Below are 23,278 nucleotides of genomic sequence, written 5' to 3'. Positions count from 1 at the left end.
CACGGGAATGAAACCCCATGCATTACTCCATAGGCTGGGACGTGGGTGGCTGGAACTGCGACCACAACCCGGCAAGCCGGGATGCCCTGGTGATCCTGGATGCCGACCGCAAGCGCCTCGGCGTCCCCTGGCGGGGCAATCTGCGCGGCACCATCAATGGGGCGGCAGACACACGCGGCTGGATCGGGGCCCTGTTCGCCCTGTGCGGCCTGCCCGCGCCGGCGGATCACAGCCGGGTCGTGCTGGCCATCGACACGCCGCTGGGATTCTCCGAGGCCTTCAAGGCGCTGGTGACCCGGTTCGAGGCCGCGCCTGCACCTGGTGCATCACACAGCAATCCGTACCTGTTCCGTGCCGCTGAATTTTACCTGTTCGCGCGGGGTGTCAGGCCGCTGTCACCGGTCAAGGACATGATCGGCAGCCAGGCCACCAAGGGCATGCATGTGCTGGGCCGGTTCGCGTCCCGGATCGAGCGCTGCGGGGTGTGGAGCGACGGGGCGGGCCTCACCGCCATCGAGGCCTATCCGTCGCCCTGCAGGTCATCGCTGCGGGTGCAGGCGCTGCTGGATGACTACGCCCCGAGAGACGTGAACGATCCCTCGTCGCGGGCCTGGCCGGCGGACCTGGATCATGAGGACAAGCGGGATGCCCTGGTCTGTGCCCTGATCGGTCATCTGTTCGCCCATCAGCCCGAAACCCTGGCCCCGCCGCCGGGGCACATTCCAGCCTCGGAGGGCTGGATCTGGCTGCCTCAGGATGCGTTGCGCCCCCCTGGTTCTGCTTGAGCAACTGCGGAACAGTCGAAGATGACTCTTGTGTCAGGGACGGGTACCAATATCCGTCCTGCTGATGACGATATTCCCTTCGCGTTCTTTGCGACTTTGCGACTTTGCGTTGAGGCGTTTCAGGATTCATCCCCGGCCAGGATCGTCTTCGCCCGGGCCAGCAGTTCCACTCCGCCGTCGGGCAGTGAGCGCAGCGCCCGCGTCCAGTGGGGAAACAGGTTCGTTTCCTCGCGGCCTTCGTGCTTGGCCAGGGCGCCGGAGATGAGTGCGAAGAAAGGCGCCACTTCCCAGCCGGCGTCCACGCCCTCGTCGAACTGGCTTTCCAGCAGGGCCGTCTGTTCCAGGATCTCCTCGTGTTCGCGCAGCATCACCGAGGTGGGGTCCTGGCCAGACGGGTGCCGGGGCAGGTCGAGCAGCGGCACGAACAGTTCGTTCTCCACCTGGATGTGTCGGCGCAGGCCGGTGACGTAGGCGCGAAAGTCCGGCTCCGCGCCGGCGAGGTCCTCGGCGTTGACCTTGTGCAGGGCGCTGGCGAACAGGCGGTCGATGCGCAGGTGGTCGCGGGTGAGCAGGTCCACCAGGTCCACCGGTTCCACGTCTTCCCGGCGGCGCACGCTGAGCCGCCACAGGGGCGGGCCGGCGGCATCGGTCTGCCAGTAGATGCCGTGGCGCAGTTGCAGGCTCACCGCCTCCATGAGCATCTCCGGTGCCTGGTCGAGCAGCACCTCGAACACCTGGCCGGGACACAGTTCCTTGAGGGTGTAGTAGGCGCGGGTGTGGGCATGGCTGCCCAGGCCGCGCAGGTCCAGGGTGAAATCAGCCATGGCTCAGCGCCACGTCGCGACGCGATGCCATGGCACGACCCAGGCCTCGGATTTCGTCCGCGTTCAGCAGCCGCCGGGCCAGGGGCAGGACGCGTTCTTCTTCCAGGGCCAGATGGCGGCGGGTGCTGGCGATCCACTCGACGGCGCGGGGCATGGCGTCGTTGTCGCCTCTGATGACCGCCTCGAGCCGGGGGCGCAGTGTTGCCCAGCCCCGCTCGAGTCCCGGGTGCTCGGCGCTGAGCTGTTCCAGCCACAGGGGCAGGCGGGTGTCCCATTCAGCCCGGCCCCGGCAGCCGAGCAGCAGGGGGAACAGGTCGGTATCCTCGTCGGCGTGGTGTTGGGGCGCGGCCCGGTCGAAGTAGTCCAGGATGCGTTCCGCCGCGTGACGGGCGTCCGGGTCCGCGCCACGCCGGCTCAGGTGCTCCGGCAGGCGTTCGAGGGTCTCCAGGCGTTCTAGGATGCGCTCGTGGCAGGCGTGCAGCATGCCGAGCGGATCGTCGAAGCCCGGGGCGGGCGGTTTGAAAAACGATTTCATCGCTGAAGTGTGGTACGGATTGATCCGATTGTCTTTGATTATCATCAATGTATTTAATATACATCTTATGTGCTCTGGTGGTAGGCAACACCGGAGTCGGCCATGCACCCCCGCAATCGTCTGTTCATCCTCGCCGCCCTGATCTACAGCCTGCTGGGCGGGCTGGTGGGCCTGCTGTGGCTGGCCCATCCCGGCCTGATCCCGGGCAACGTGCCGCGCATCCACGGACATCTGATACCGCCGTGGCCCTCAATCGCTGGGTGGACCGTTACGACATACAGTGCATGCGTTGTGCCGATTGATCAGGTGCTGTAAAGCGAACCGCGAAGGGCGCGAAGGTCTGCGCGAAGATCGCAAAGGTTTTTTATTCACCATGAATTACTTCGCGCTCTTGGTGCCCCTTTTGCGCCCTTTGCGTTCCTGCTTTTGACTTTTGAATTTTGAATCTTGAATGTTGAATTTTGATTCCTGCCTGCCCACACTTGAATGGCGCCACGGGGCGCGACACAACAACGACACAACAAGGAAACCTCCATGTCCCAGGTACAGGAATCACCCATGCAGGAAGCGCCGGCCGAGCAGCTCAAGAGCGGCCCGGTGATGATCATCTACGTGCTCTATTTCGTGGGCTTCTTCATCGGACTGACCGCCCTGGTGGGCGTGATCATGGCGCACATGAAGCGCGGCGAGGCGGATGCCGCCGCGAAGAGCCATTACCAGTACCAGATCCGCACCTTCTGGTTCGGCCTGATCTACATGATCGTGGGCGTGCTCACCGCCATGCTGATCATCGGCTACCTGATCCTGCTGTGGTGGTTCGTGTGGACCCTGGTCCGCTGCGTCAAGGGCGTGCTGCGTGCCCTGGACAACAAGCCGATGGAGAATCCGGAGACCCTGTTGTGGTGATAGCGGGCCCGTACTGACGGGTGCGGGTTCGACACAAGGGGGCTGCTGGTAAGCAGCCCCCTTGTTGTTTTACCTTCGACCTCTGTCTCGGCAGGTATCCATTCTCAACCGAGAAGCGCATTGACCATGGAAGCAGAAGTCAGGGAAATACGTGAACACATGGGGCGGTTTCCGCCTTTCGACACCCTGAGTGATGAGCTGCTGGACGAAGTGGCCGCCTCGGTGGAGATCGCCTATTACAAGGCAGGGTCGAGCATCTTCGCCCATGGCGATGCCATCCATGCCTTGCCCTACATCCGCAGTGGTGCGGTGGAGGTCTACCGGCACAGCGGCGAACTGTACAACCGTCTCGGCGAGGGGGACATCTTCGGACAGTTCGGTCTACTGCGTAACCGGCGGGTGCGCTTCCCGGTCAAGGCCATCGAAGATACCTTGCTCTACCTGATCCCGGAAGCGGTGTTCGATCGCCTCTGCAACGAGGACGATCAATTCGCCGATTTCGTAGAGCTTTCCGGGTCTCGGCTGCAGAGCACCGTGGAGCAGACGGCACGCAGCAATGACTTGATGGTGACACGGGTACGCCGTCTGATCTCACGCTTGCCGGTGATGATCCAGGAATCCGCCACCGTCCAGGAGGCGGCATGTCTGATGACAGAGGAGGATGTTTCGTCCGTGCTGCTCATCGCACCCGCGATGAGTGATGATACAGAACGGGCATTTTCCGATGCGGAAGGACGTCACTGGCAGTTGGTCGGCATGGTGACCGACAAGGATCTGAGGGAACGCATCGTCGCCCGGGGCGCGCCGCCGGATACGCCGCTCAGCGCCATCAGCCACGGGCAGCTGATCGCCATCCAGTCCGACGAGTCGGTCTACGAGGCCATGCTCGCCATGTTGCGCCACAACATCCAGCGACTGCCCGTATTGCACCGGCGGCGCCCCGTGGGCGTGGTGCACCTGGCGGACATCGTGCGTTACGAGACCAACAGCAGTGCCTACCTGGTCAGCAATATTTTCAATCGGACCTCGGTGAAGGGGCTGGCGCGCCTGGTGCCGGATATCCGCGCGGCGTTCGTGCGCCTGGTGGACGAGGGCGCCACATCACAGATGATCGGCAACGCCATGTCCACCATCGGCCGCAGCCTGATGCGCCGCCTGGTGGAGCTGGCCGAGGAAGAGCTGGGTCCGCCACCGGTGCCCTACTGTTTCATGGTGCACGGCTCTCTGGCACGCAATGACCAGTCGGTCACCACGGATCAGGACAATGCCCTGGTGCTGCATGACGACTTCGACTCGAAGCGCCATGACGGTTACTTTAAGGCCCTGGCGGAAAGGGTCAGCGACGGGCTGGATGCCTGCGCCTACCCCTATTGCAAGGGCGGCATCATGGCCACCAATGATCTCTGGCGTCAGCCCCTGTCGCAGTGGAAGCGCTACTTCGAGGAATGGATCGCGCAACCCGATCCGCAGCGATTGCTGCACAGCTCCATCTTCTTTGATCTGGATGCCGTGTACGGCGAGGAGCGCTTCGTGGAGGTCTTGCAGGAGCTGATCTCGACCCGGGCCCGGCAGAGCCCGAAGTTCCTTGCCGCCCTGGCGCGCAACGCCTTGAGCCGCACGCCGCCACTGGGCCTGTTCCGTACCTTCGTGCTGGAGCAGGACGGCAAACAGAACAACATCATCAACATCAAACGTCGCGGTGTGGCGCCCATGAACGATGTGATCCGGGTCCATGCCCTGGCCGCCGGCTCGCGCAGGCAGAATGCCTTCGAACGACTGGATGATATCGATCAGGCCGGCCTGTTGCCCGCGGGACAAACGGACAAGCTGCGCTATGCCCTGGAGTTCATGTCCATCATGCGTCTGCGACACCAGGCCTATGAGGTCAAGCACGACCAGCCTGCCGACAACGCCATTGATCCTGAGCGGGTATCTCCCCTGGAGCGGCACAATCTGAAGGAGGCCTTCCAGGTGCTGAGCAATGCGCAGAAGTTCCTGCGCTTTCGTTACCCCAGCCCGACCCGCTGACGCCATGTCCGGCGAGACAGGCAATGGGCAGGACCTGCCCACCTGGCAGGAATACTTCTCTCGGCAGAGCCAGGCCTGCCGGGATCCTGCGCTGCGCCGTTTCTATGCCGCCGGGCTGCCGTCCGAGGAGACACCCATTGGCGAGGTGCCCCTGGCGGCCCTGGACCTGGAGACCACAGGCATGGACGCCGAGCGGGATGTGATCGTGAGTATCGGCATCGTGCCCTTCGATCTGCGCCGCATCCGTCCCGCACAGGGGCATTACTGGGTCGTTAAGCCACCACTTCCCCTCTCGGAGGCCTCCATCAAGTTTCATCGCATCACCCATTCGGAGGTTGCCGCTGCGCCGGATTTGGACGCCGTGCTCGATGAAGTCCTGGCAGCGCTTGCGGGCCGCGTGGTGGTGGTGCATTACCGGGCGATCGAGCGGCCGTTCATGGACGCCGCCGTGTTGCGGCGCCGAGGAGAGCGCTGTTTGTTCCCCGTCATCGACACCATGTCCCTGGAGGCCCGGCAGCAGCGCGGTGGGCTCATGCAACGCCTCAAGGGCTTTTTCGGGGTCCGTCCGCCCTCCATACGCCTGGCCGATAGTCGCGCCCGTTATGGGCTACCCGCCTATTCATCCCACCATGCCAAGGTGGATGCCATCGCCACGGCGGAACTTCTCCTGGCCCAGGTCGCCAAGCACTACGGCCCGGACACGCCTGTATCGACGCTTTGGGTTTAACCCATACAGTGCTCCAAGGTGAGTGCGGGCTAGGAGCTTGTGGGATGAAAGAAAGGCGGCCAAGGCCGCCTTTTGGGAAAGCCCTAGAGCCCGAGTCAGGCAGGCCTGGGTTCCGACATCAATCCCTTGACGATGGCGAAACATCCCACCAACAGGACCAGGGTGAAAGGCAGCCCCACGGAGACCGCCATCGCCTGCAAGGCGGCCAGGCCACCGCCCAACAGCAGGGCGATGGCGATGGCCCCCTCGATCACACCCCAGAACACGCGCTGGGGTTTGGGTGCGTCGATCTTGCCGCCGGCGGTGATAGTGTCGATCACCAGCGAACCGGAGTCCGAGGAGGTGATGAAGAATACCAGCACCAGGATGATGGCGACAAAAGAGGTGATCTCGGCCAGAGGCAGTTGACTTAGCATCATGAACAGCTGCAGCGGCAGGTCCGCGGAGGCGGCGGCCTCAAAGCCTTCCTGGAGCTGACGGATGGCGGTCCCGCCGAAGGTCGTCATCCAGAACACGGACACGGCGGAGGGGATCAGCAGTACCGAGATCAGGAACTCCCGCACCGTTCGGCCGCGGCTGACGCGGGCAATGAACATGCCCACGAAGGGTGACCAGCTGATCCACCAGGCCCAGTAGAAGGTGGTCCACCCCTGGCTGAAATTGGCGTCGTCACGGGCAAAGGGATTGGACAGGAACGGCAGTTGCGCCAGGTAGCTGCCCAGGTTGCTGATGAAGCCGGTGGCGATCAGCAGGGTGGGTCCGAAGATCACCACGAACATCAGCAGCAGGAAGGCCAGCACCATGTTGAACTCAGAGAGGCGCTTCACGCCCTTGTCCACGCCGGCCACGATGGAGATCACCGCCACGGCGGTGATGCCGGTGATCAGCAGTACCAAGGTGACGTTGCCGCCGCCGATGCCGAACAGGTGTTCCAGTCCGGCCGATGCCTGCTGTGCGCCGATACCTAGGGAGGTGGCCAGGCCGAACAAGGTGGCGAACACCGCGAGGATATCGATGACGTGCCCCGGCCAGCCCCAGACCCGCTCACCCAGGAGGGGGTAAAAGATCGAGCGGACGGTCAAGGGCAGCCCCTTGTTGTAGGCGAAGATGGCCAGAGCCAGTGCCACGATGGCATAGATGGCCCAGGGATGCAGGCCCCAGTGGAAGATGGTCGCGGCCATACTGAGCCTCGCGGCCGCTTCTGGATCGCCCGCGGCGGCCCCGAGGGGTGCCCAGTCGGTACGGATACCGTCTTCACCGACGCTGGTTCCGCCCAGGGCAGTGCCGTAATGGGACAGGGGCTCGGACACGCCAAAGAACATCAGGCCAATACCCATGCCTGCGGCGAACAGCATGGAGAACCACGACAACCGCGAGAAGTCCGGTGTCGCTTTGTCACCGCCGATACGAATCCGCCCCAGGGGTGAGATGATCAGAAACAGGCACAGCAGCACAAAGACGTTGGCCGACAACAGCATGAACCAGGTCATGTTGCTGTTGATCCAGTCCCTTATGCCCACGAAGACGGAGGTGGCCTGCTCGGGCAGGGCCAGGGTGAGCACCACGAAGGCAATGATCACCAGGGATGAGATGGCGAACACCGCGCCGTGGATGTCGATGTTCACGCCCAGCGGGCTGGCCTGGTAATTGTCCTGGCCGATCTGGTAATCGGTGTCGATCAGGTTGGCGGCACCCTCCGGTGCGGGCACGCCGACGGACTGGTTCGGATTCTCCGGGGATTTGTCAGTTTTGTTTTCCACGAGAGCTCCCTTGGCTTGGAAATATTCGGGCTAGGCGTCCGGGCGGACGAGAAAGACGGACGCCCGGGTGTGTGAAGCCACCTTGCTGCCGTTGGCGGGCATGATGGCATCCAGGTGTCCGGGCAGGTGGGTGGCCATGACCACCAAGTCAGCACCGATGTCCGTAACGGCTCTGACCAGGATGTCGTCCAGGTCGGTCACCGGGTCGTGGCTGTTGTAGACGCGGGCGTCGGGGACATGTCCGTTGTCCGGGGCATGCCCGTCTGCAAAGGCCTTGAGCTTTTGCTGGTACTCCTCGGGGGTTCGCGCCACGGTGCTGGGCTGGGAAGTGGTGACGCCGACGTAGCACAGTGCGGCTTGGTAATGTCGTGCCAGGTCGGCAGCGACGGTGAGTGATTTCTCCAGCGCATCCAGATGCGCAAGATCCACCGGTACCATGATCTTATTGAACATGAACGGGGCTCCTCTTCCGGTTCAGAGATGGTGGGTGTTTGCGCGAAGCGGAGTGCGGGAGGGCAAGGACCTTGTCGTGTCTTTACCCTTGCCTCCCACCTCGCGCAGGAGATCAGAAGTCGTAGCGCACGCCCGCGGCAAACACCTGTCCGCCGTTGGCGGCCCAGGCGGTTTCATTGCGGCCACCGCGCTTTTCGGTGATGGCGGCGGTCTCTTCCTCGTAGTAGTACTCGGCGAAGAATTTCAGCTGGTCGTTGAACTGGTGGTCCACCCCGAGATGCACGATGTCCTCACCGTAGTTGTCCACGTTGGCCAGCATGAGCTTGAAGGTGTTCTTGCCCAGGGTGTAACCGGCGTAGAGGTTCACGGCGCTGTCGCCATCTGCACCGTAGCCGCTGTCGATGTCGCTGTCATGGACCTCGTACTTGGCGCCGATGTAGAGGTCGCCGATGGTGTGCATGAGCGATACACCCCAGATGCGTGAATTGAAATCTCCCCCCCAATCGTCGAGGCCCGCGGCGAGGGTGGTGTCGCCGAAGCTGTAGCTGGCGGTGAGCTGGTAGCGGTCATCACCGTTGGCGCCATTGCTGTCGCTCCAGGCAGCGGCTACCGAGAAGCCGCCGAAGCTCGGGCTGTAGTAGGCGATGGTATCGCCCAGGCGGAAGCTGGTGAAGGTGGCAAAGCCGCTGTAGTAGGTGCTGAACATGTCCACCGGGTAGGCGATGGTGTTGTAGTAGGGCATCCACATCTGCCCGTAGGCGAAGGTGCCGAAATCACCGCGCAGGCCGATCTGGGCGACACGGATGTCCTGGTCCTGATCCCAGGGGTCCTGTACCGCCTTGTTGGCCAGGTCCAGGGGCAGCTCCAGCTGACCGAACAGTTCCACGTTGTCGCTCAGCGCGTAGTCGGCGTTGAAGCCGATCCGTGAGTAGGCATCGCGCACGCCGGTGTAGGAATCCAGCACCGAGGTGTCGTCGGGCTGTACGGATTCCGCGTGTACCCGGGCGGAACCGTAGAAGTCGAAGTTGATGTCATTGGCGTTGGCGGCCATGGGCACGGCGAGGGCCAGGGCCACGGCGCCGGCAATCAGGGCATTGTTATGCTTCACAGGCATCTCCTCATTGACAGAAAAAAGAACGAAACCAAACCATTGGTGACCCTGCACGGGTTCAATACGGGTCTTGTTTTCAGGGTCGCCATGGGGCGGATATGCGTTTATCCAGGGCCTTTGGGGCGGCCCTGTAGGCGGGTTCGTCGCGGCGGGCGCGAACAATCCCGGTGGGGTCCGAGCGTTTTGAGTGACTTGGAAAACCAGAGGTCTGAATGAGCGTCTCGTGCAGAGGCACTGACGCATTTATGAATGGTTATTGGATCGAGGATACAACGACGCGCTTGTGAGGGTCAAAAATCCACGGCTGTCATCGCCTGTTGCGGGCTAGAGGCTTACAGGGGGATTTCGTTTTGCGGCGGCATCTGCAAGTGAAACCCCCGCTCGCGCAGGCTGGCGAGCACGGCCTTAGGGTCTTCCTGGGCCAGGGTTCGCTCCGGGGTGAGCTCGAATTCCAGGGCGAATTCCGGCGTGCCGAACACCTGCTTGAGCGGCGCGGGGATGACCTCGAAGTCGTCCTTCCTGGCCAGGTAGATGTAGGTGTCCGGCTTGCGGCGGCTTTTGTAGACGTAGACCTGCATGATGCTGCGTGCTTCCTGAGAGTCGTGTGGCTTACCAGTCCAGCGGCGGCTGTTCCTCGGTCGGCGGCGGGGTGTCGCTGTCGGGCGGGGCGAAGATGATGTCCGGTTCGCCCTCGGATGTCAGCTCCGGCTCAGGTTCGGGGATGCGTGGCCGGGCGCCCGCCACGTCCCAGACCTCGATGGATTGCAGGTCACGGATCCGGTATTCGAAGCTGATGGTGCCCTGGGCGGTGCGCTGGGACAGGAACAGGGTCGGGCCGGTCACGCTGGTGAGCAGGCCCTCGCGGGTGGCGCCGGGGCTGATGGTCAGGCGCATGTGTTCGCCCACCAGCCGGCTCAGTTCCTCCCGATGGGCCTCGCGCCAGGCCCGGGTGACTGCCGGGGCCTGCTCAACGCGGAAACTGCCGGCGGGGGACAGGGGCTGGATGTCCACGGGGGCGTAGGGGTTGTCTTCCACCATCACCAGGGGCTGGCCGGTCTCGGCCTCGATGCGCCGCACCAACTCCTCGTTGGGGACTTCCACCTCCCAGAAGCGCTGTACCGGCATGGGGATGTCCACATCAATCCCCAGCTTCGCCAGTTGACGTTCCACGGTGCGGTCGGCGCCGCCGTAGAGGGCGACGGCAGTGACCATCAGGCCAAGGATGCTTAGGATGAAACCAATACGGGCCTTGCGCCAGTAGAGCATCACGAAGGCCAGGGAGACCACGGGGATCAGGGTGATGACGCCCCAGGCGAATTCCCGGTGAAAGCCGGCGCGCACCACCAGCAAATAGCCGAGCAGAACGCCACCGAGCCCCACCAGCAGTGCCGTGTCCATGATGCCCATGTGCGTCCTCCCCGTGTCGCGACAGGCTTGAGTATACCCGCGAAGGAGGGCGGATCACTCCTCCAGGTAGGTATATCCCGACAGACCGTGCTCCAGTTCCGCCAGGATGCGCCGGCCCCGGTCTTGGTCGAGCCCCGCGGCGGCCACCTTCTCGCGGTAGGCGACGGCCAGGGACTCGGGATCGAAGTGCACGTAGCGCAGCAGTTCGTCCACGGTATCGCCCCGTTCCGGATGCTCCAGCCGGTAGCCGCCGTCGGCCTCCAGGGCCACGTTGATGGAGTCGGTGTCCCCGAACAGGTTGTGCAGGTCGCCCAGGATCTCCTGGTAGGCGCCTACCAGGAAGATGCCCAGCAGGTAGGGCTCACCCTCGCGCAGCGAGTGCAGGGGCAGGGTGGTATCGGTACCTCCGGCCTCCACGTAGCGGTCCACGTGGCCGTCGGAGTCGCAGGTCAGGTCCTGGAGCACGGCACGGCGCACGGGCGGTTCATCCAGCCGGTGCAGGGGCATGATGGGGAAGATCTGGTCGATGGCCCAGACGTCCGGGATGGACTGAAAGACCGAGAAGTTACAGAAGTACTTGTCGGCGAGTTTCTCGTGGATCTCGTGGCGGATGTCCGCCGGCAGGCGCAGTGAGGCGTCGCTCACCAGCCGCCGGCAGGTGGCGAAGTACAGGGTCTCGGCCCGGGCCCGCTGGGCCAGGTCCAGCACCCCGTGGGTATACATGGCCTGGGCCTCGGACAGCCAGTGGGCCATGTCGTGGTAGACCTCGGTGGGGGCGATGCCCTCGGCGTTCTCGTAGAGCTGCCACATGTCCTGCAGGATCAGGGGCTCGTCCTCGGCGGGCGGCGAGAGGTCGCCCTGCTCGGGGGCGCGCTCGGTGTCGATGACGTTGGTCACCAGCACCGCGTGGTGGGCGGTGAGCGCGCGGCCGGACTCGGTGAAGATCTGCGGGTGGGGCAGGTCGTACTCTCGGCAGGTGTTCATGATGCCGCGCACGATGTTGTTGGCGTACTCCTGCAGGCTGTAGTTCATGGAGCAGTCGTTGCGCGAGCGGCTGCCCTCGTAATCCACCCCCAGGCCGCCGCCGGCGTCCACCACCTGGATGTCCGCGCCCAGGCGGCGCAGCTCGGCGTAGAAGCGCCCGGCCTCGCCCATGCCCGCCTGGATGTCGCGGATGTTGGCGATCTGGGAGCCCATGTGAAAGTGCAGCAGCTGCATGCAGTCCAGCATGTCCGCGTCCCGCAGGCGCTCCAGGAGCTTGAGGGACTGGCTGGCGGAGAGCCCGAACTTGGCCTTTTCGCCGCCGGTGTTCTGCCACTTGCCCTTGCCGATGGAGGCCAGGCGCACGCGCATGCCCAGCATGGGGCGCACACCCAGGTCCCGGGCCGCCTCCATGACCCCGTCCAGCTCCGAGGGCTTCTCGATGACGATGTAGACCCGGTGGCCCAGCAGACGGCCGATCAGGGCCAGGCGCAGGTATTCCCGGTCCTTGTAGCCGTTGCACACGATCACGCCGCCGGGGCGCGACAGCGCCAGCACCGCCATCAGCTCCGGCTTGCTGCCCGCCTCCAGGCCCACACGATCGCCGCCGGCCTCGAGGATCTGTTCCACCACGGAGCGCTGCTGGTTGACCTTGATGGGGTAGACGGCGGTGTAGTTGCCGGTGAAGCCGGTCTCGGCCCGGGCGTTGTCGAAGGCCTGGCGCAGGCGGTGCACCCGGTCGGTAAGGATGTCCTGGAAGCGGATCAGCACCGGCAGGCTGGACTGGCCGGATTCCCGCAGGGACTGGGCCAGCTCGTAGAGGTCCACCCCCGGGTGCTCGGGCCGCTCCGGCACCCGCAGGCACACCCGGCCCCGGTCGTTGATATGGAAGTAGCCGCCGTTCCAGTTGCCGATGTTGTAGAGGGCGCGGGCTTGGTCCAGGGTCCAGGCGGTCATGGGCATTCCTGTGGATTGGGAGGGATGTCCGACGGATGGTCCGACATGGACATGTAGTTTGCTTGCTTTATCATACTGCCTCCACCCATCCCGTTGGGAGCCCGACCCCATGTCACTGGACAACACCTGGTTCACCGAGATCCATCAGGACACGGCCTTCTCGCTGCGCATGAAGGAAAAGCTGCACGAGGAACAGACGCCGTTCCAGAAGATCGAGATCTACGAGACCGTGGGCTTCGGCACCCTGATGGTGATCGATGGCTGCGTGATGCTCACCGACCGGGACAACTTCATCTACCACGAGATGATGTCTCACCCGGTGCTGTATTCCCATTCCGATCCCAGGAACGTGCTCATCATCGGCGGCGGCGACTGCGGCACCCTGCGCGAGGTGCTCAAGCACCCCGAGGTGAAGTCCGCTACCCAGGTGGACATCGACGAGCGGGTCACGCGCCTGTCCGAAAAATATTTCCCGGAGCTGTGCGATTCCAACGACGACCCGCGGGCGAAGCTCCTGTTCGACGATGGCATCAAGTACGTGCAGGACGCAGCACCCGGCTCGCTTGACGTGATCATCATCGACAGCACAGATCCGGTGGGCCCGGCGGAAGGCCTGTTCTCCACCGCCTTCTACAGGGACTGCATCAAGGCGCTCGGCCCTGGCGGCCTGCTGGTGCAGCAGAGCGAGTCACCCCTGCTGCACACCGATTCCATCATCAAGCCCATGCACGACAGCCTGCGCAACGCCGGTTTCCTGGACACCCTCGCCCTGCACTTCCCCCAGTGCAGCTACCCCTCCGGCTGGTGGACCGCCACCATGGCCTGCAAGGACATGCCCGTGACATTCCTGCGGGAAGAACAGGCGGAAAAGAAGCCCTTCGAGACCCACTACTACAACGCCGCCATCCAGCGCGCCGCCATCGCCTGCCCGGAGTTCTTCCGCAAGAAGCTGTACGGCTGAGTTAAAGGCTGAAGGGATTGCCGCAGAGACGCGGAGGCGCGGAGAAAATCTTTTGTGACAGGATTTACATGATTAACGGGATTTGAAAAAGCCGGCCTGACCGGTGTTGGTATTACATCATGTAAATCATGTTAATCCTGTCAGATCCTTTCAGTTCTCCGCGCCTCTGCGTCTCTGCGGCAGACGTTCAAATCCTCACTTCCCCCGCCCCGGCTTGAGGCGATCCAGCCGCAGCCGCTGACGGTCGTCGAACAGCCGTTTCGAGCCCAGCCACACCGCGCCCAGGGTGCCGAAGCCGGTGCCGGCGGTGATCAGGAACATGATCAGGATCTGGTATTTCACCGCCTCCATCGGCGGGGTGCCGGCCAGGATCTGGCCGGTCATCATGCCGGGCAGGCTGACGATGCCCGCCGCGGCCATGGCGTTGATGATGGGCATCAGGCCGCTGCGCGCCGCGTCGCGGCGGATCTGGCCGATGGACTCGCCCCAGCCGTGCCCCATCATGAGACGCGCCTCGATGACCCGGCGCTGCTGCCAGGCGGTCTGGGTGAGGCGGTCCAATCCTAAGGCGATGCCGGTCATGGTGTTGCCGAGCAGCATGCCCAGCAGCGGGATGGCGTACTGGGGCTCCCACCAGGGGCTCGGGCCGATCATGGTGGTGAGCGCCAGCACCGTGACCGCAAAGGCGGAGACGAACATGGCCGAGGTGCCGATGCCGTACCCCCACCAGCCGGAGAAGCGCCGGCCCTGACGGGACATCACCTCGTAGCCGGCCACGGACAGCATGATCAGCGCGAGGCCCGCCACCCAGTAGAGCTGGGCGTTCTCGAACAGGGTCTTGAGCACCAGGCCGATGAGCAGCAGCTGGATGACGGTGCGTGCGCCGGAGATCAGTAGGCTGCGGGACAGGCCCATGCCGATGCGCGCGGTGAGCGCGGCCAGGGCCACCACCAGGGCAGCGGCGAGGGACAGGTCCCAGGGCGAGAGGGCGATCACGTTCATGGCGTCTCCTCCCGCATGCGTCCCGCCTCCATGACCAGTGAGCGACCGCCCAGGCGCTGGCGCTGGATCGGGTCGTGGCTCACCCACAGGGCGCAGGCGCCGTGGTCGGAGACGTACTCGCGCACCATGCGCTCCACCTTGCGGCTGTTGGCCGGGTCCAGGTTGGCGGTGGGTTCGTCCAGCAACAGCACCCGGGGCCTGTTCTCCAGCAGGCGGACCAGGGCCAGGCGCTGGCGCTCGCCGCTGGAGAGCCGCTCCACCTCCCAGTTGCGCACCTCCGGCTCGAAGCCCAGGGCCTTGAGTCTGCTGTCGTCGCCGTCCTGTCTGAAATGCAGGCCCACCCGTTCCTCCCACCACAGGGGTTCCGCCGGCAGGTAGGCCACCTGGCGGCGCCAGTCGGTGGGTGCGATGCGGGCGCGTTCGATACCGTCCAGGATCACCTCGCCTTCATTGGGATCGAGATCGGCCAGGGCGCGCAGCAGCAGGGTCTTGCCGGCGCCGGATTCGCCGGAGAGCCGGCAGATCTCGCCGGCCAGCAAGCGGAAGTCCACCGGGCCCACGTGGGCGGCGCGCAGGCCGCGGACCTCGAGCACGGTCTGGGAAGCGGGCAGGTTGTCCAAGTTCGGTCTCGTTGATTGCCAGTGCGCGCATCATACCGCACACGGGGCAGTTTCCTTTTCTCTTGTACTCAAGCCCTGTTCGCCTGCGCAAAAAAAACGGGCGCCGAAGCGCCCGTCAAAGATCACCAACTTGTGTGAGAGTTGGCCGGGGGAGTTACTTGTTGGTGAACTCCGGGTAGGCCTCGAGGCCGCACTCGGACTGGTCCACACCCTCGTATTCCTCTTCCGCGCTGATGCGGATACCCATCAGGGCCTTGAGGATGCCCCAGACGATCAGGCTGGCGATGAAGACGAAGGCGAAGATGGCCACGATACCGATCAGCTGGGTCACGAAGCTGGCATCTGGGTTAGACAGCAGCACCGCGAACACGCCCCAGATACCGGCCGTGCCGTGCACGGAGATGGCACCGACGGGATCGTCGATCTTCAGCTTGTCGAGACCGATGATGGAGAACACCACGATCACGCCACCGATGGCGCCGATGATGGTGGCCAGCAGCGGGCTGGGCATCAGGGGCTCTGCGGTGATGGAAACCAGGCCGGCCAGGGCGCCGTTCAGGCCCATGGTCAGATCGGTCTTGCCGTACATCAGGCGGGTGGTGATCAGGGCGGCCATCACGCCACCGGCAGCGGCCAGGTTGGTGTTGGTGAACACCTGGGCCACGGCGTTGGCGGACTCGATGTCGGAGACCTTGAGCTCGGAACCGCCGTTGAAGCCGAACCAGCCCATCCACAGGATGAAGGTACCCAGGGTGGCCAGGGGCAGGTTGGCGCCGGGGATGGCGTTCACCTCGCCGTTGGGGCCGTACTTGCCCTTACGAGCGCCGAGCAGCAGCACACCGGCCAGGGCCGCGACCGCACCGGTCATGTGCACGATGCCGGAACCGGCGTAGTCGAGATAGCCGATCTCGTCCAGCCAGCCTTCACCCCAGCTCCAGTAGCCCTGCATGGGGTAGATGATACCGGTCATGAACACCGCGAAGGCCAGGAAGGCCCACAGCTTCATGCGCTCGGCCACGGCGCCGGAGACGATGGACATGGCAGTGGCCACGAACACCACCTGGAAGAAGAAGTCCGACATGCCGGAGTAGTAGATCTCGCCGTCGCTGGCGAGCACTTCTTCAACGGTGTTGTCACCGCCGATGAAGAAGCTCAGGCCGGGGATGACGGAGTTGAGGCCATCGCCGTACATGATGTTGTAACCGATGAACATGTACATGATGCAGGCCAGGGAATACAGGGAGATGTTCTTGATCAGGATCTCCACCGTGCTCTTGGTGCGGACCAGGCCGGCCTCCAGCATGGAGAAACCTGCGGCCATCCACATGACCAGCGCGCCTGATACCAGGAAGTAGAAGGTATCCAGTGCGTAGGCGACTTCAATGACTTGACTTTCCACTTGTGCGTCCTCCGCTAACGGTTGTCAGCTTGGTGTTATTTACAGAGCGTCGGTGCCGGACTCGCCGGTACGGATGCGGATGGCCTGTTCCAGCGGGAAGACGAAGATCTTGCCGTCACCGATCTTGCCGGTGTTGGCCGACTTGGTGATGGCCTCGATGACCTGGTCCACCATGCCGTCGTCCACGGCCACTTCGAGCTTCACCTTGGGCAGGAAATCCACCACGTACTCGGCGCCCCGATACAGTTCCGTATGACCCTTCTGCCGGCCGAAGCCCTTGACCTCCGTGACGGTGATGCCCTGAACCCCAATCTCGGAGAGGGACTCACGCACATCGTCGAGCTTGAACGGCTTGATGATTGCTGTGACTAGTTTCATTGCTTTTGCTCCTGAGCGTTGCTCAACCAACGGGGTTCTTCCCCCTCGGGGTGTGACAAAGCAAGGGGTGTGCCACCGGTCACAAAAGCCTCAGAGAGCGAGGGCTGGCGCGGGTTCTGCGATGGGGCAGTTGTTCTGCTTAGAGCCGGCCCCCAGTCCGAACGAACCAAATTGGTGCGTGCGCACCTTTGTCGTGCAAGGAGATGACGCAATAACGTCGAGTACTCAACAAGGATGGAATGCCACGATCGCTAACGTCGTGCAGATGTGATCGCATACGGTGCGAGTCTGCGCTGGGTGCACGCGGGGCTTGGTTCGCCAATCGGGCGTGTGTGTACGACAAAAAGAAGGCGGCCCAGATGGGCCGCCTTCACAGCAGACAGATCGGTTATCTGGATCAGAAGCTGATGCTGTAACCCACCACAAACAGCGGATCGATGTCGCTCTCGTCAGTCTGAGCATAGGTCAGGGAGATGTCTCCCATGTCGGTGGACTTGGTCAGGCCCAGGGTCCAGAAGGTCCACTTGTCGCTGCCGCCAGTGAACTTCTGTTCGGTGTAACCAATCTCGGCATCGAAGGTGACGCTGGGCAAGATTTCCAAGCCACCGCCAATGGCATACACGGTGCTGCCTTCGTAATCACTGTCGTCGGCGTGGACCGCATAGTTCACGCTTGCGTAGACGGGACCGAAGCCAACAGAGGCGTAGATGTCGCCATAATCGAAATCATCCAAGGCCGGATAGTAGTAGTACACATAGCCGATATCGAATTCCAGGTCGCCGGCTTCGAAGGCGTAGCCCAAGTAGAGGTCGACCTCCTGCCCTTCACCATCACCCAGAGTGGACATCCAGGTGCCCAGGTAGAAACCGGATTCGTGCTCGTAATCTACACCGCCCTGTACCACGGCATTGCCACCGGAGGCCGAGACACCCCACAGGATGTAGTCACTGAACGCGCCAGCGTTGAAAGTGAGTTCCGCCTTTGCGGTGCTGAAACCGGCGGCGCCGACCATCAGGGCACCAGCGACAGCGGAGTTGATCATAGATTTCTTCAGGTTGGGATGCATGGCCCTTCTCCTAAGTCTCGAAAAAAGATCGTGGATGTGATCGGGATTCAATCACTGGTTCTCTAAAAGCATTGATCGTGCCAATCGGTAGGTTGGCGGGATTTGTTGTATTTATGTGACTCTGGTGTGGTGTTTTTGCCTGTCTGATGCCACACCTGTGTGCATCTATCGGTCCAAATTGCACTTTTATGGTGCATATTTGGATTGCGGATCTTTGCACAGGGATGTATTGCCGGTGCTACATCCGACCTTCTCCTCTATGATCCAGTAACAGATATCTCAAGACAGAGGAGCCCCACCATGCGCGACACCCAAGGCCTGGACGATCTGGTCCGCAAACTCGCCGAGCTCATGCCGGAACCGGCGAAACAGTTTCAACAGGAGATGGAGAAGAACCTGCGCGCGGGGCTGGCCAGCGCCCTGCAGCGCATGGACCTGGTGACCCGGGAGGAATACGAGGTGCAGACCACCCTGCTGGCCCGCAGCCGCGAGCGGCTGGCGGAACTGGAGGCCCGGGTGGCCGCCCTGGAGGCGGCGCTGGCACCGGGGCACGGATCGGGTCAGTCGTGGCAGAAAGAGGCCGAATGAGACCAACGGATCGAAAAATGGAATAAACGGAGGGGCAGGGTCATCCTATTGACGCCCCAAAAGGGCTGGCCTATAAAAGCTGGGCACTGAGAATTAGACTTAGTCTAAAGAAATCAGTGCATTACCAAGTACTCATGTACTCGGCGTCACGGCCCACCAACCGTGGCGACACCACACAACCTGTACAAGCCAATAAACAACAAGGCTGGAGGGATATCTAAATGAAGAAAACGGATCAAGGTACCTGGGAATGGCTGCGGAGCTACACCCGCGACCACGGCGCGAGCCCCCAGGACATGGAAATCTTCGACGAGGTTTCGTCCCGTCGTCAGTTCTTCGGTCAGGTGGGCAAGGGCGGAGCCGCCCTGGCGCTGCTGGGCTTTGGCGCCGGCACCGAGGCCGCCATGCAGGGTCTGTTCGGCCGGGGCATGATTCCCGCCGCCTGGGCCAGCGAGCCGGTTGAGATCACCGACGAGCAGGCCAAGTTCATGCTGGCCGACTCCGGCAAGGAAGGTCTGATCGTCTACAACCAGCGTCCCATGAATGCTGAAACCCCGGTTGCTAATCTCAAGGACGCGGTCACCCCGATCAAGTATCACTTCATCCGCAACAACGACCTGATCTCCGAGCGCGCCATGCGCAAGAACCCCCAGGGTTACAAGTTGGAGATCGAGGGTGAGGTCAACAAGAAGGTCTCCTTCACCCTGGACCAGCTGCAGCGCATGAAGACCGTCACCTATCGCGCACCCATCGAGTGCGGTGGCAATGGCCGCGGTCGCTTTGATCCGCCGGTGCGCGGCAACCAGTGGATGTACGGCGCCATCGGCAACTCCGAGTGGACCGGTGTGCCCTTGGCCGACCTGCTGAAGGAAGCCGGCCTGAAGAGCAGTGCCATCTACACCGGCCACTACGGCGAGGAGCCGGTGCTGGGTGACCGCCCGCCCTTCTCCCGCGGCATCCCCATCGACAAGGCCATGGAGAAGCACACCATCGTGGCCTTCAAGATGAACGGCCAGGACATCCCCGCCGCCCACGGCTACCCCGTACGCCTGGTGGTGCCGGGCTGGTACGGCAGCGCCTCTCACAAGTGGCTGAACAAGATCGTCATTCGCGACCGCGAGCATGACGGCCGTGGCATGACCGGTTACTCCTACCGCATGCCCAAATACCCGGTGGCCCCGGGCTCCCGTCCGCCGGAAGAGGATATGGTGGTGGGCGGTCCGTGGCCGGTGAAGTCCCTGATCACCGGGCCGCTGGCCGACAGCGAGTTCAAGGTGGGCCAGACCGCCAAGGTCACCGGTCATGCCTGGGCGGGCGAAAATGAGGTCAAGGAGATGTGGGTGTCCACCGACTTCGGCCTGAACTGGACCAAGGCCAAGCTGGGCAAGCCCCACAACAAGTACTCCTGGCAGCAGTGGGAGATGGATCTCAAGCTCCCCAACCGGGGCTACTACGAGATCTGGGCCCGGGCCGTGGATGACAAGGGCAACACTCAACCCATCATTCAGCCCTGGAACCCCCGTGCCTACGAAGGCAACGCAGTGCACCGCGTGCCTATCATGGTCCAACCGGCCTGAGCGAAGTCCCTCCCTTAGGCCTTGTGCGGCGGCCCGATCTTCGGGCCGCCGTTTTCACGATCAACAAGCAATGAGGAAGTCATCAGATGTTCAAGCGACGCCATCTCCCCCTGTGGCTAACCCCCCCGGCACTTCTGGCCACTTGGCTGGTGGCCTTCAGCGTGCCTGCGGGGAACATGATCACCCCGGCCCATGCCGATGAAATGACACCGAAGCAGCTGTTCAACATCCACTGTGCCGCCTGCCATTCCATCGAGCTGCCCCAGACCCAGCGTCTGGGCCGCAACGACTGGAACTGGGTCATGGATGACATGGTCAAGTACGGCATGACCTGGCTCACCCCGGAGCAGCGCGAGAAGATCGTGGATCATCTGGTGGAAAACTACGGACCGGACGCCCCGCGCTGATCGGCGCAGGTATTCGGGAGGACACACTGACAGGCACCTTCGGGTGCCTGTTTTTTTGTCGTGTGCGAGTAAGGAGAGCCGCCGCGGCGATTCAGGGACTGGTCGTGCCGCGATAACCCTGCAGCAGATAGACGTCGAAATGGTGTCCCCAGTCCGGGTGTACCGGGATGCGGATGCGGGCCACGCGCTGGTGACTTTCAAAGTGTGCCGCGATGGCCGGCGACAGGTCGCCGGGTGAGTGCAGGAACAGGAAGTCCTCGCCCTCACGGCCTTCCAGGCTGGTGGTCATGTCGTAATGGTCGCGGATCAGGCCGCCGGGGTTCCACTTCACCACGGTCTGCATGCGCGGCTGCACGTAATACATGAGCTGTGCCGTGAGCATGCGATCGCCGGTCATCAGCGTGGCTTCCGGGTGCAGGTCCTGCACGTGGGCGATGGCCTGGCCCAGTTCGGACCAGCCACGTACCCGCTTGTAGGGGTCGTTGCGCGCGGTCAGTTCCACGCCCGCTGCCCTGAGCACCGTGTCGTAGTGATAGATCACGCCGGAGAGCAGCAAGTGAATCGCCAGGGTGGCACCCAGCAGGATGCGGCCCAGCCGGCCACGCCCCAGCAGCCAGACTACCACCAGTATGAGTGCCGTGAGATAGATGGGCGCCGACCAGTTGGCATGGACCCGGGAGGCCAGGCTGATGAAGGCCACGATCAGCAGCCAGGGCAGCACGAAGGCGAGCAGAAGGCGGGTCCTTTCATCCCGCCACAGGGCAGGCAGCCGGCGCAGCAGCAGGAACAGCAACACGGCGAACAGGATCGGGCCGAACACCCCGAACTGAGAGCCGATGAAGTCCCCGAGCCCCTGCAGGGACCAGCGGGCCCGGTCCACCTGGGAGATCTCCTGGGTGTGCTGGTAGCTGACGAAGCCGGTGGCGGCGTTCCACAGCAGGTTGGGCAGGTAGATAAGGAAGGCCAGCGCCGCCGCAGCCCAGGGTCGTGGCGAGGTGATCCAGTGCCGGTGCCGTGGTGTGGCGAGCACGAACACCAGGCCCGAGAGGGCGAAGATCACCATATTGTACTTGCTGAGCATCCCCAGGCCCAGGGCCAGGCCGGTGAGCAGCCACCAGCGCCAGTGTCCCTCGTCCAGGGCGCGCACCAGGGCGTAGATCCCGAGTGCCCAGAAGAACAGCAGCGGCGCGTCGGTGCTGATGATCATGGTGGACAGGGAGATGGCGGGCATCAGGCCGTAGAGGGCCGCCACCCAGAAGGCCGCCCGGGCGTCGAACAGGCGCCGGGTCAGGGCGAACAGGATGAGTGCCGTGGCCGCATGCAGCAGGGGCGAGGCGAGCTTGATGCAGAACAGGCCGTCACCGCAGGGGGCGGTGGTGAGCGTGATCAGCCAGGCGATCACCGGCGGCTTGGAGTAATAGCCCCAGTCGGGGGCCTGGGCCCAGGTCCAGTACTGGGCCTCGTCGCCGTAGAGGTCGTAGGGGAAGTTCGCCAGCAGGACCAGGCGATAGAGAGTGTAGAGGGCCGTGACCGCAATCGCCGCCAACCAGTAGCGGCGCGCGTCCTGTGCCGACAGGGCCTCAGCCACGCCCGTGATGCCAGTCGGACTCGCCGGCCTGATCGTGCACGCTGGAGCGCACCACGTAGGAGCGCTGCTGTCCCGATTCGAAGTAGGTGCGGGCGGTAAGTTCACTGAGTACGCCGGTGGTGAGCAACTGTACCGAGACCAGTACGCACATCACACCCACGAACAGCAGTGGGCGGGTACCGATGTCCGCGTCCCAGAACACCTTGAGCATGAACAGGTAGCCCAGGATCAATGCGCCCAGGCCGCCGAAGACCAGGCCGATGGAACCGAAGAAGTGGCCGGGGCGTGCCTTGAAGCGCATGAAGAAGTACACCGCCAGCAGGTCCAGGAGCACCCGGAAGGTGCGCGAGATGCCGTACTTGGAGGTGCCCCGGGTGCGGGCGTGGTGCTGGACCACGTGTTCGCGGATGCGCTTCGGCGAGGTCTGGGTGGCGAACCAGGCGGGGATGAAGCGGTGCATCTCGCCGTACAGACGCACGCCCTTGAGGATGTGGGTGCGGAATACCTTCAGGCTGCAGCCATAGTCGTGCAGATTTACGCCGGTGATGGAGCGGATCAGCTTGTTGGCGATGCGCGAGGGGATCTTACGCCGCCACAGGTCGTCCTGGCGGTTCTTGCGCCAGCCGGCCACCATGTCCAGGTCCTCGTCCACCAGGCGCTGCACCATGCCGGGGATGTCGGCGGGGTCGTTCTGCAGATCGCCGTCCATGAGGGCGATCACGCTGCCCCGGGCGACGTCGATGCCCGCCTGCATGGCGGCGGTCTGGCCGAAGTTGCGCTGCAGGGTGAGGATGCGCACGTGATGGCCGAAGCGTTCCCGCTGGGCGCGCATGCGCTCGTTGGTGCTGTCGGCGCTGCCGTCGTCCACCAGGACCAGTTCCCAGGGATAGCTGTAGTCGGCCAGCACCTCGTGCACCCGTTCCACGAAGGGGGCGACGTTGTCTTCCTCGTTGTACATGGGCACCACCAGCGACAGGGTGAGGGGCTCGGTGGTGTCCGGGAGGGAGGTGTCGATCATGGAATTCGGTCTCGTGAGCAGGATGCGCCCGGTATTCTAGCCCGAATGTTTCATGAATTTCGCACGCCCTCGCTTGTCTCTTGTCCGCACAGGGGATTTTTCTCAGTCGGCCGTATAGCCCGATACGGCGCTCCCTCGGAAAATCCCCTGTGCGGCCAATATCCTGCGCGATCATCGCACGAATTCATGAAACATTCGGG

The 23,278-nt window shown here is 63.4% G+C and carries 24 protein-coding genes; 9 read left to right on the top strand and 15 right to left on the bottom strand.

Annotated elements, in window-relative coordinates:
* Nucleotides 1-17 precede the first annotated feature (17 nt).
* Nucleotides 18-785 carry a hypothetical protein gene (locus D580_RS0108325; RefSeq protein WP_018953949.1) on the top strand — a complete coding sequence of 256 codons (768 nt, stop codon included), beginning with the start codon at nucleotides 18-20 and terminating at the stop codon, nucleotides 783-785.
* A 119-nt stretch (nucleotides 786-904) separates the two neighbouring features.
* Here the strand turns inward: D580_RS0108325 and D580_RS0108320 are convergent, their stop codons facing one another.
* Together D580_RS0108320 and D580_RS0108315 are read right to left on the bottom strand one after the other, a co-directional pair.
* A complete protein-coding gene (locus tag D580_RS0108320) occupies nucleotides 905-1,609 on the bottom strand; it encodes a hemerythrin domain-containing protein (protein ID WP_018953948.1) in 705 nt (234 codons plus the stop codon).
* Nucleotides 1,602-2,144, bottom strand: coding sequence for a hemerythrin domain-containing protein (locus D580_RS0108315; RefSeq protein ID WP_018953947.1), 543 nt, complete (start codon nucleotides 2,142-2,144; stop codon nucleotides 1,602-1,604). Before D580_RS0108315 ends, D580_RS0108320 begins: the two co-directional genes overlap by 8 nt.
* Before the next feature lie 102 nt (nucleotides 2,145-2,246).
* Between D580_RS0108315 and D580_RS0108310 the strand changes: the two genes are divergently transcribed.
* The 4 genes from D580_RS0108310 to D580_RS0108295 all read left to right on the top strand — a co-directional run bounded on the left by D580_RS0108310 (nucleotide 2,247) and on the right by D580_RS0108295 (nucleotide 5,805).
* Nucleotides 2,247-2,459, top strand: a complete 213-nt coding sequence (locus D580_RS0108310; RefSeq protein ID WP_018953946.1) for a hypothetical protein — start codon at nucleotides 2,247-2,249, stop codon at nucleotides 2,457-2,459.
* Nucleotides 2,460-2,702: 243 nt separating this feature from the next.
* Complete coding sequence (locus D580_RS0108305) at nucleotides 2,703-3,050, top strand: DUF4870 family protein (RefSeq protein ID WP_026289825.1); 348 nt, start codon at nucleotides 2,703-2,705, stop codon at nucleotides 3,048-3,050.
* A 126-nt stretch (nucleotides 3,051-3,176) separates the two neighbouring features.
* Nucleotides 3,177-5,078, top strand: a complete 1,902-nt coding sequence (locus D580_RS0108300) for a DUF294 nucleotidyltransferase-like domain-containing protein (protein ID WP_026289824.1) — start codon at nucleotides 3,177-3,179, stop codon at nucleotides 5,076-5,078.
* A 4-nt stretch (nucleotides 5,079-5,082) separates the two neighbouring features.
* Nucleotides 5,083-5,805, top strand: coding sequence for a 3'-5' exonuclease (locus tag D580_RS0108295; protein WP_018953943.1), 723 nt, complete (start codon nucleotides 5,083-5,085; stop codon nucleotides 5,803-5,805).
* A 95-nt stretch (nucleotides 5,806-5,900) separates the two neighbouring features.
* Here D580_RS0108295 and D580_RS0108290 read toward each other — a convergent pair whose 3' ends face one another.
* From D580_RS0108290 to speA, 6 genes are all read right to left on the bottom strand, one after another.
* On the bottom strand, nucleotides 5,901-7,565 hold the full coding sequence (locus tag D580_RS0108290; protein WP_018953942.1) for a BCCT family transporter: 1,665 nt from the start codon (nucleotides 7,563-7,565) through the stop codon (nucleotides 5,901-5,903).
* A gap of 30 nt (nucleotides 7,566-7,595) precedes the next feature.
* Entirely contained in the window at nucleotides 7,596-8,018 is a 423-nt protein-coding gene (locus D580_RS0108285) for a universal stress protein (protein ID WP_018953941.1), read from the bottom strand.
* A gap of 112 nt (nucleotides 8,019-8,130) precedes the next feature.
* Entirely contained in the window at nucleotides 8,131-9,132 is a 1,002-nt protein-coding gene (locus D580_RS0108280; protein WP_038043420.1) for a porin, read from the bottom strand.
* A 329-nt stretch (nucleotides 9,133-9,461) separates the two neighbouring features.
* Entirely contained in the window at nucleotides 9,462-9,707 is a 246-nt protein-coding gene (locus D580_RS0108275; protein ID WP_018953939.1) for a YcgL domain-containing protein, read from the bottom strand.
* A gap of 31 nt (nucleotides 9,708-9,738) precedes the next feature.
* Nucleotides 9,739-10,536: a hypothetical protein gene (locus D580_RS0108270; protein WP_018953938.1), complete on the bottom strand. Its 798-nt coding sequence runs from the start codon at nucleotides 10,534-10,536 to the stop codon at nucleotides 9,739-9,741.
* Between the two features lie 54 nt (nucleotides 10,537-10,590).
* The gene (gene speA, locus D580_RS0108265) at nucleotides 10,591-12,480 is read right to left on the bottom strand and encodes a biosynthetic arginine decarboxylase (RefSeq protein WP_026289823.1); all 1,890 of its coding nucleotides are present in this window, start codon (nucleotides 12,478-12,480) and stop codon (nucleotides 10,591-10,593) included.
* 103 nt (nucleotides 12,481-12,583) lie between these two features.
* Between speA and speE the strand changes: the two genes are divergently transcribed.
* The gene (gene speE, locus D580_RS0108260; protein WP_018953936.1) at nucleotides 12,584-13,435 is read left to right on the top strand and encodes a polyamine aminopropyltransferase; all 852 of its coding nucleotides are present in this window, start codon (nucleotides 12,584-12,586) and stop codon (nucleotides 13,433-13,435) included.
* A gap of 195 nt (nucleotides 13,436-13,630) precedes the next feature.
* Here the strand turns inward: speE and D580_RS0108255 are convergent, their stop codons facing one another.
* From D580_RS0108255 to D580_RS0108235, 5 genes are all read right to left on the bottom strand, one after another.
* The gene (locus D580_RS0108255; RefSeq protein WP_018953935.1) at nucleotides 13,631-14,437 is read right to left on the bottom strand and encodes an ABC transporter permease; all 807 of its coding nucleotides are present in this window, start codon (nucleotides 14,435-14,437) and stop codon (nucleotides 13,631-13,633) included.
* Nucleotides 14,434-15,057 (bottom strand): ABC transporter ATP-binding protein, encoded by a 624-nt coding sequence (locus tag D580_RS0108250; RefSeq protein WP_018953934.1) that lies wholly within the window; start codon nucleotides 15,055-15,057, stop codon nucleotides 14,434-14,436. The genes D580_RS0108255 and D580_RS0108250 overlap by 4 nt, the downstream gene beginning before the upstream one ends.
* A gap of 154 nt (nucleotides 15,058-15,211) precedes the next feature.
* Nucleotides 15,212-16,456 (bottom strand): ammonium transporter, encoded by a 1,245-nt coding sequence (locus D580_RS0108245; protein ID WP_018953933.1) that lies wholly within the window; start codon nucleotides 16,454-16,456, stop codon nucleotides 15,212-15,214.
* A 39-nt stretch (nucleotides 16,457-16,495) separates the two neighbouring features.
* A complete protein-coding gene (gene glnK, locus D580_RS0108240; RefSeq protein WP_012639650.1) occupies nucleotides 16,496-16,834 on the bottom strand; it encodes a P-II family nitrogen regulator in 339 nt (112 codons plus the stop codon).
* Between the two features lie 397 nt (nucleotides 16,835-17,231).
* A complete protein-coding gene (locus D580_RS0108235) occupies nucleotides 17,232-17,900 on the bottom strand; it encodes a TorF family putative porin (RefSeq protein WP_018953932.1) in 669 nt (222 codons plus the stop codon).
* Between the two features lie 300 nt (nucleotides 17,901-18,200).
* On the opposite strand from D580_RS0108235, the gene D580_RS0108230 reads away from it, so the two are divergent.
* The 3 genes from D580_RS0108230 to D580_RS0108220 all read left to right on the top strand — a co-directional run bounded on the left by D580_RS0108230 (nucleotide 18,201) and on the right by D580_RS0108220 (nucleotide 20,472).
* Nucleotides 18,201-18,488, top strand: a complete 288-nt coding sequence (locus D580_RS0108230) for an accessory factor UbiK family protein (protein WP_018953931.1) — start codon at nucleotides 18,201-18,203, stop codon at nucleotides 18,486-18,488.
* 221 nt (nucleotides 18,489-18,709) lie between these two features.
* Nucleotides 18,710-20,065 carry a sulfite oxidase gene (locus D580_RS0108225; protein WP_018953930.1) on the top strand — a complete coding sequence of 452 codons (1,356 nt, stop codon included), beginning with the start codon at nucleotides 18,710-18,712 and terminating at the stop codon, nucleotides 20,063-20,065.
* 86 nt (nucleotides 20,066-20,151) lie between these two features.
* A complete protein-coding gene (locus D580_RS0108220) occupies nucleotides 20,152-20,472 on the top strand; it encodes a c-type cytochrome (RefSeq protein ID WP_018953929.1) in 321 nt (106 codons plus the stop codon).
* 91 nt (nucleotides 20,473-20,563) lie between these two features.
* On the opposite strand, the gene D580_RS0108215 is transcribed toward D580_RS0108220, so the two are convergent.
* Both D580_RS0108215 and D580_RS0108210 read right to left on the bottom strand, forming a co-directional pair.
* The gene (locus D580_RS0108215) at nucleotides 20,564-22,060 is read right to left on the bottom strand and encodes a glycosyltransferase family 39 protein (protein ID WP_018953928.1); all 1,497 of its coding nucleotides are present in this window, start codon (nucleotides 22,058-22,060) and stop codon (nucleotides 20,564-20,566) included.
* Nucleotides 22,053-23,078: a glycosyltransferase family 2 protein gene (locus D580_RS0108210; protein WP_018953927.1), complete on the bottom strand. Its 1,026-nt coding sequence runs from the start codon at nucleotides 23,076-23,078 to the stop codon at nucleotides 22,053-22,055. Before D580_RS0108210 ends, D580_RS0108215 begins: the two co-directional genes overlap by 8 nt.
* Nucleotides 23,079-23,278 lie beyond the last annotated feature (200 nt).

Source organism: Thioalkalivibrio sulfidiphilus, from assembly GCF_000377945.1.
Classification (GTDB): Bacteria; Pseudomonadota; Gammaproteobacteria; order Ectothiorhodospirales; family Ectothiorhodospiraceae; genus Thioalkalivibrio_A; species Thioalkalivibrio_A sulfidiphilus_A.
The sequence above is the reverse complement of the archived record's forward strand: the minus strand, read 5'-3'. Positions and strand labels throughout refer to the sequence as shown.

Coding starts and splice junctions, on each gene's coding strand:
- D580_RS0108270 (WP_018953938.1), bottom strand. CDS start 10,536: ATGGGCATCATGGACACGGCACTGCTGGTGGGGCTCGGTGGCGTTCTG.
- D580_RS0108225 (WP_018953930.1), top strand. CDS start 18,710: ATGAAGAAAACGGATCAAGGTACCTGGGAATGGCTGCGGAGCTACACC.
- D580_RS0108255 (WP_018953935.1), bottom strand. CDS start 14,437: ATGAACGTGATCGCCCTCTCGCCCTGGGACCTGTCCCTCGCCGCTGCC.
- D580_RS0108285 (WP_018953941.1), bottom strand. CDS start 8,018: ATGTTCAATAAGATCATGGTACCGGTGGATCTTGCGCATCTGGATGCG.
- D580_RS0108325 (WP_018953949.1), top strand. CDS start 18: ATGCATTACTCCATAGGCTGGGACGTGGGTGGCTGGAACTGCGACCAC.
- glnK (WP_012639650.1), bottom strand. CDS start 16,834: ATGAAACTAGTCACAGCAATCATCAAGCCGTTCAAGCTCGACGATGTG.
- speE (WP_018953936.1), top strand. CDS start 12,584: ATGTCACTGGACAACACCTGGTTCACCGAGATCCATCAGGACACGGCC.
- D580_RS0108305 (WP_026289825.1), top strand. CDS start 2,703: ATGCAGGAAGCGCCGGCCGAGCAGCTCAAGAGCGGCCCGGTGATGATC.
- D580_RS0108220 (WP_018953929.1), top strand. CDS start 20,152: ATGTTCAAGCGACGCCATCTCCCCCTGTGGCTAACCCCCCCGGCACTT.
- speA (WP_026289823.1), bottom strand. CDS start 12,480: ATGCCCATGACCGCCTGGACCCTGGACCAAGCCCGCGCCCTCTACAAC.
- D580_RS0108315 (WP_018953947.1), bottom strand. CDS start 2,144: ATGAAATCGTTTTTCAAACCGCCCGCCCCGGGCTTCGACGATCCGCTC.
- D580_RS0108230 (WP_018953931.1), top strand. CDS start 18,201: ATGCGCGACACCCAAGGCCTGGACGATCTGGTCCGCAAACTCGCCGAG.
- D580_RS0108300 (WP_026289824.1), top strand. CDS start 3,177: ATGGAAGCAGAAGTCAGGGAAATACGTGAACACATGGGGCGGTTTCCG.
- D580_RS0108295 (WP_018953943.1), top strand. CDS start 5,083: ATGTCCGGCGAGACAGGCAATGGGCAGGACCTGCCCACCTGGCAGGAA.
- D580_RS0108210 (WP_018953927.1), bottom strand. CDS start 23,078: ATGATCGACACCTCCCTCCCGGACACCACCGAGCCCCTCACCCTGTCG.
- D580_RS0108320 (WP_018953948.1), bottom strand. CDS start 1,609: ATGGCTGATTTCACCCTGGACCTGCGCGGCCTGGGCAGCCATGCCCAC.
- D580_RS0108280 (WP_038043420.1), bottom strand. CDS start 9,132: ATGCCTGTGAAGCATAACAATGCCCTGATTGCCGGCGCCGTGGCCCTG.
- D580_RS0108310 (WP_018953946.1), top strand. CDS start 2,247: ATGCACCCCCGCAATCGTCTGTTCATCCTCGCCGCCCTGATCTACAGC.
- D580_RS0108275 (WP_018953939.1), bottom strand. CDS start 9,707: ATGCAGGTCTACGTCTACAAAAGCCGCCGCAAGCCGGACACCTACATC.
- D580_RS0108235 (WP_018953932.1), bottom strand. CDS start 17,900: ATGCATCCCAACCTGAAGAAATCTATGATCAACTCCGCTGTCGCTGGT.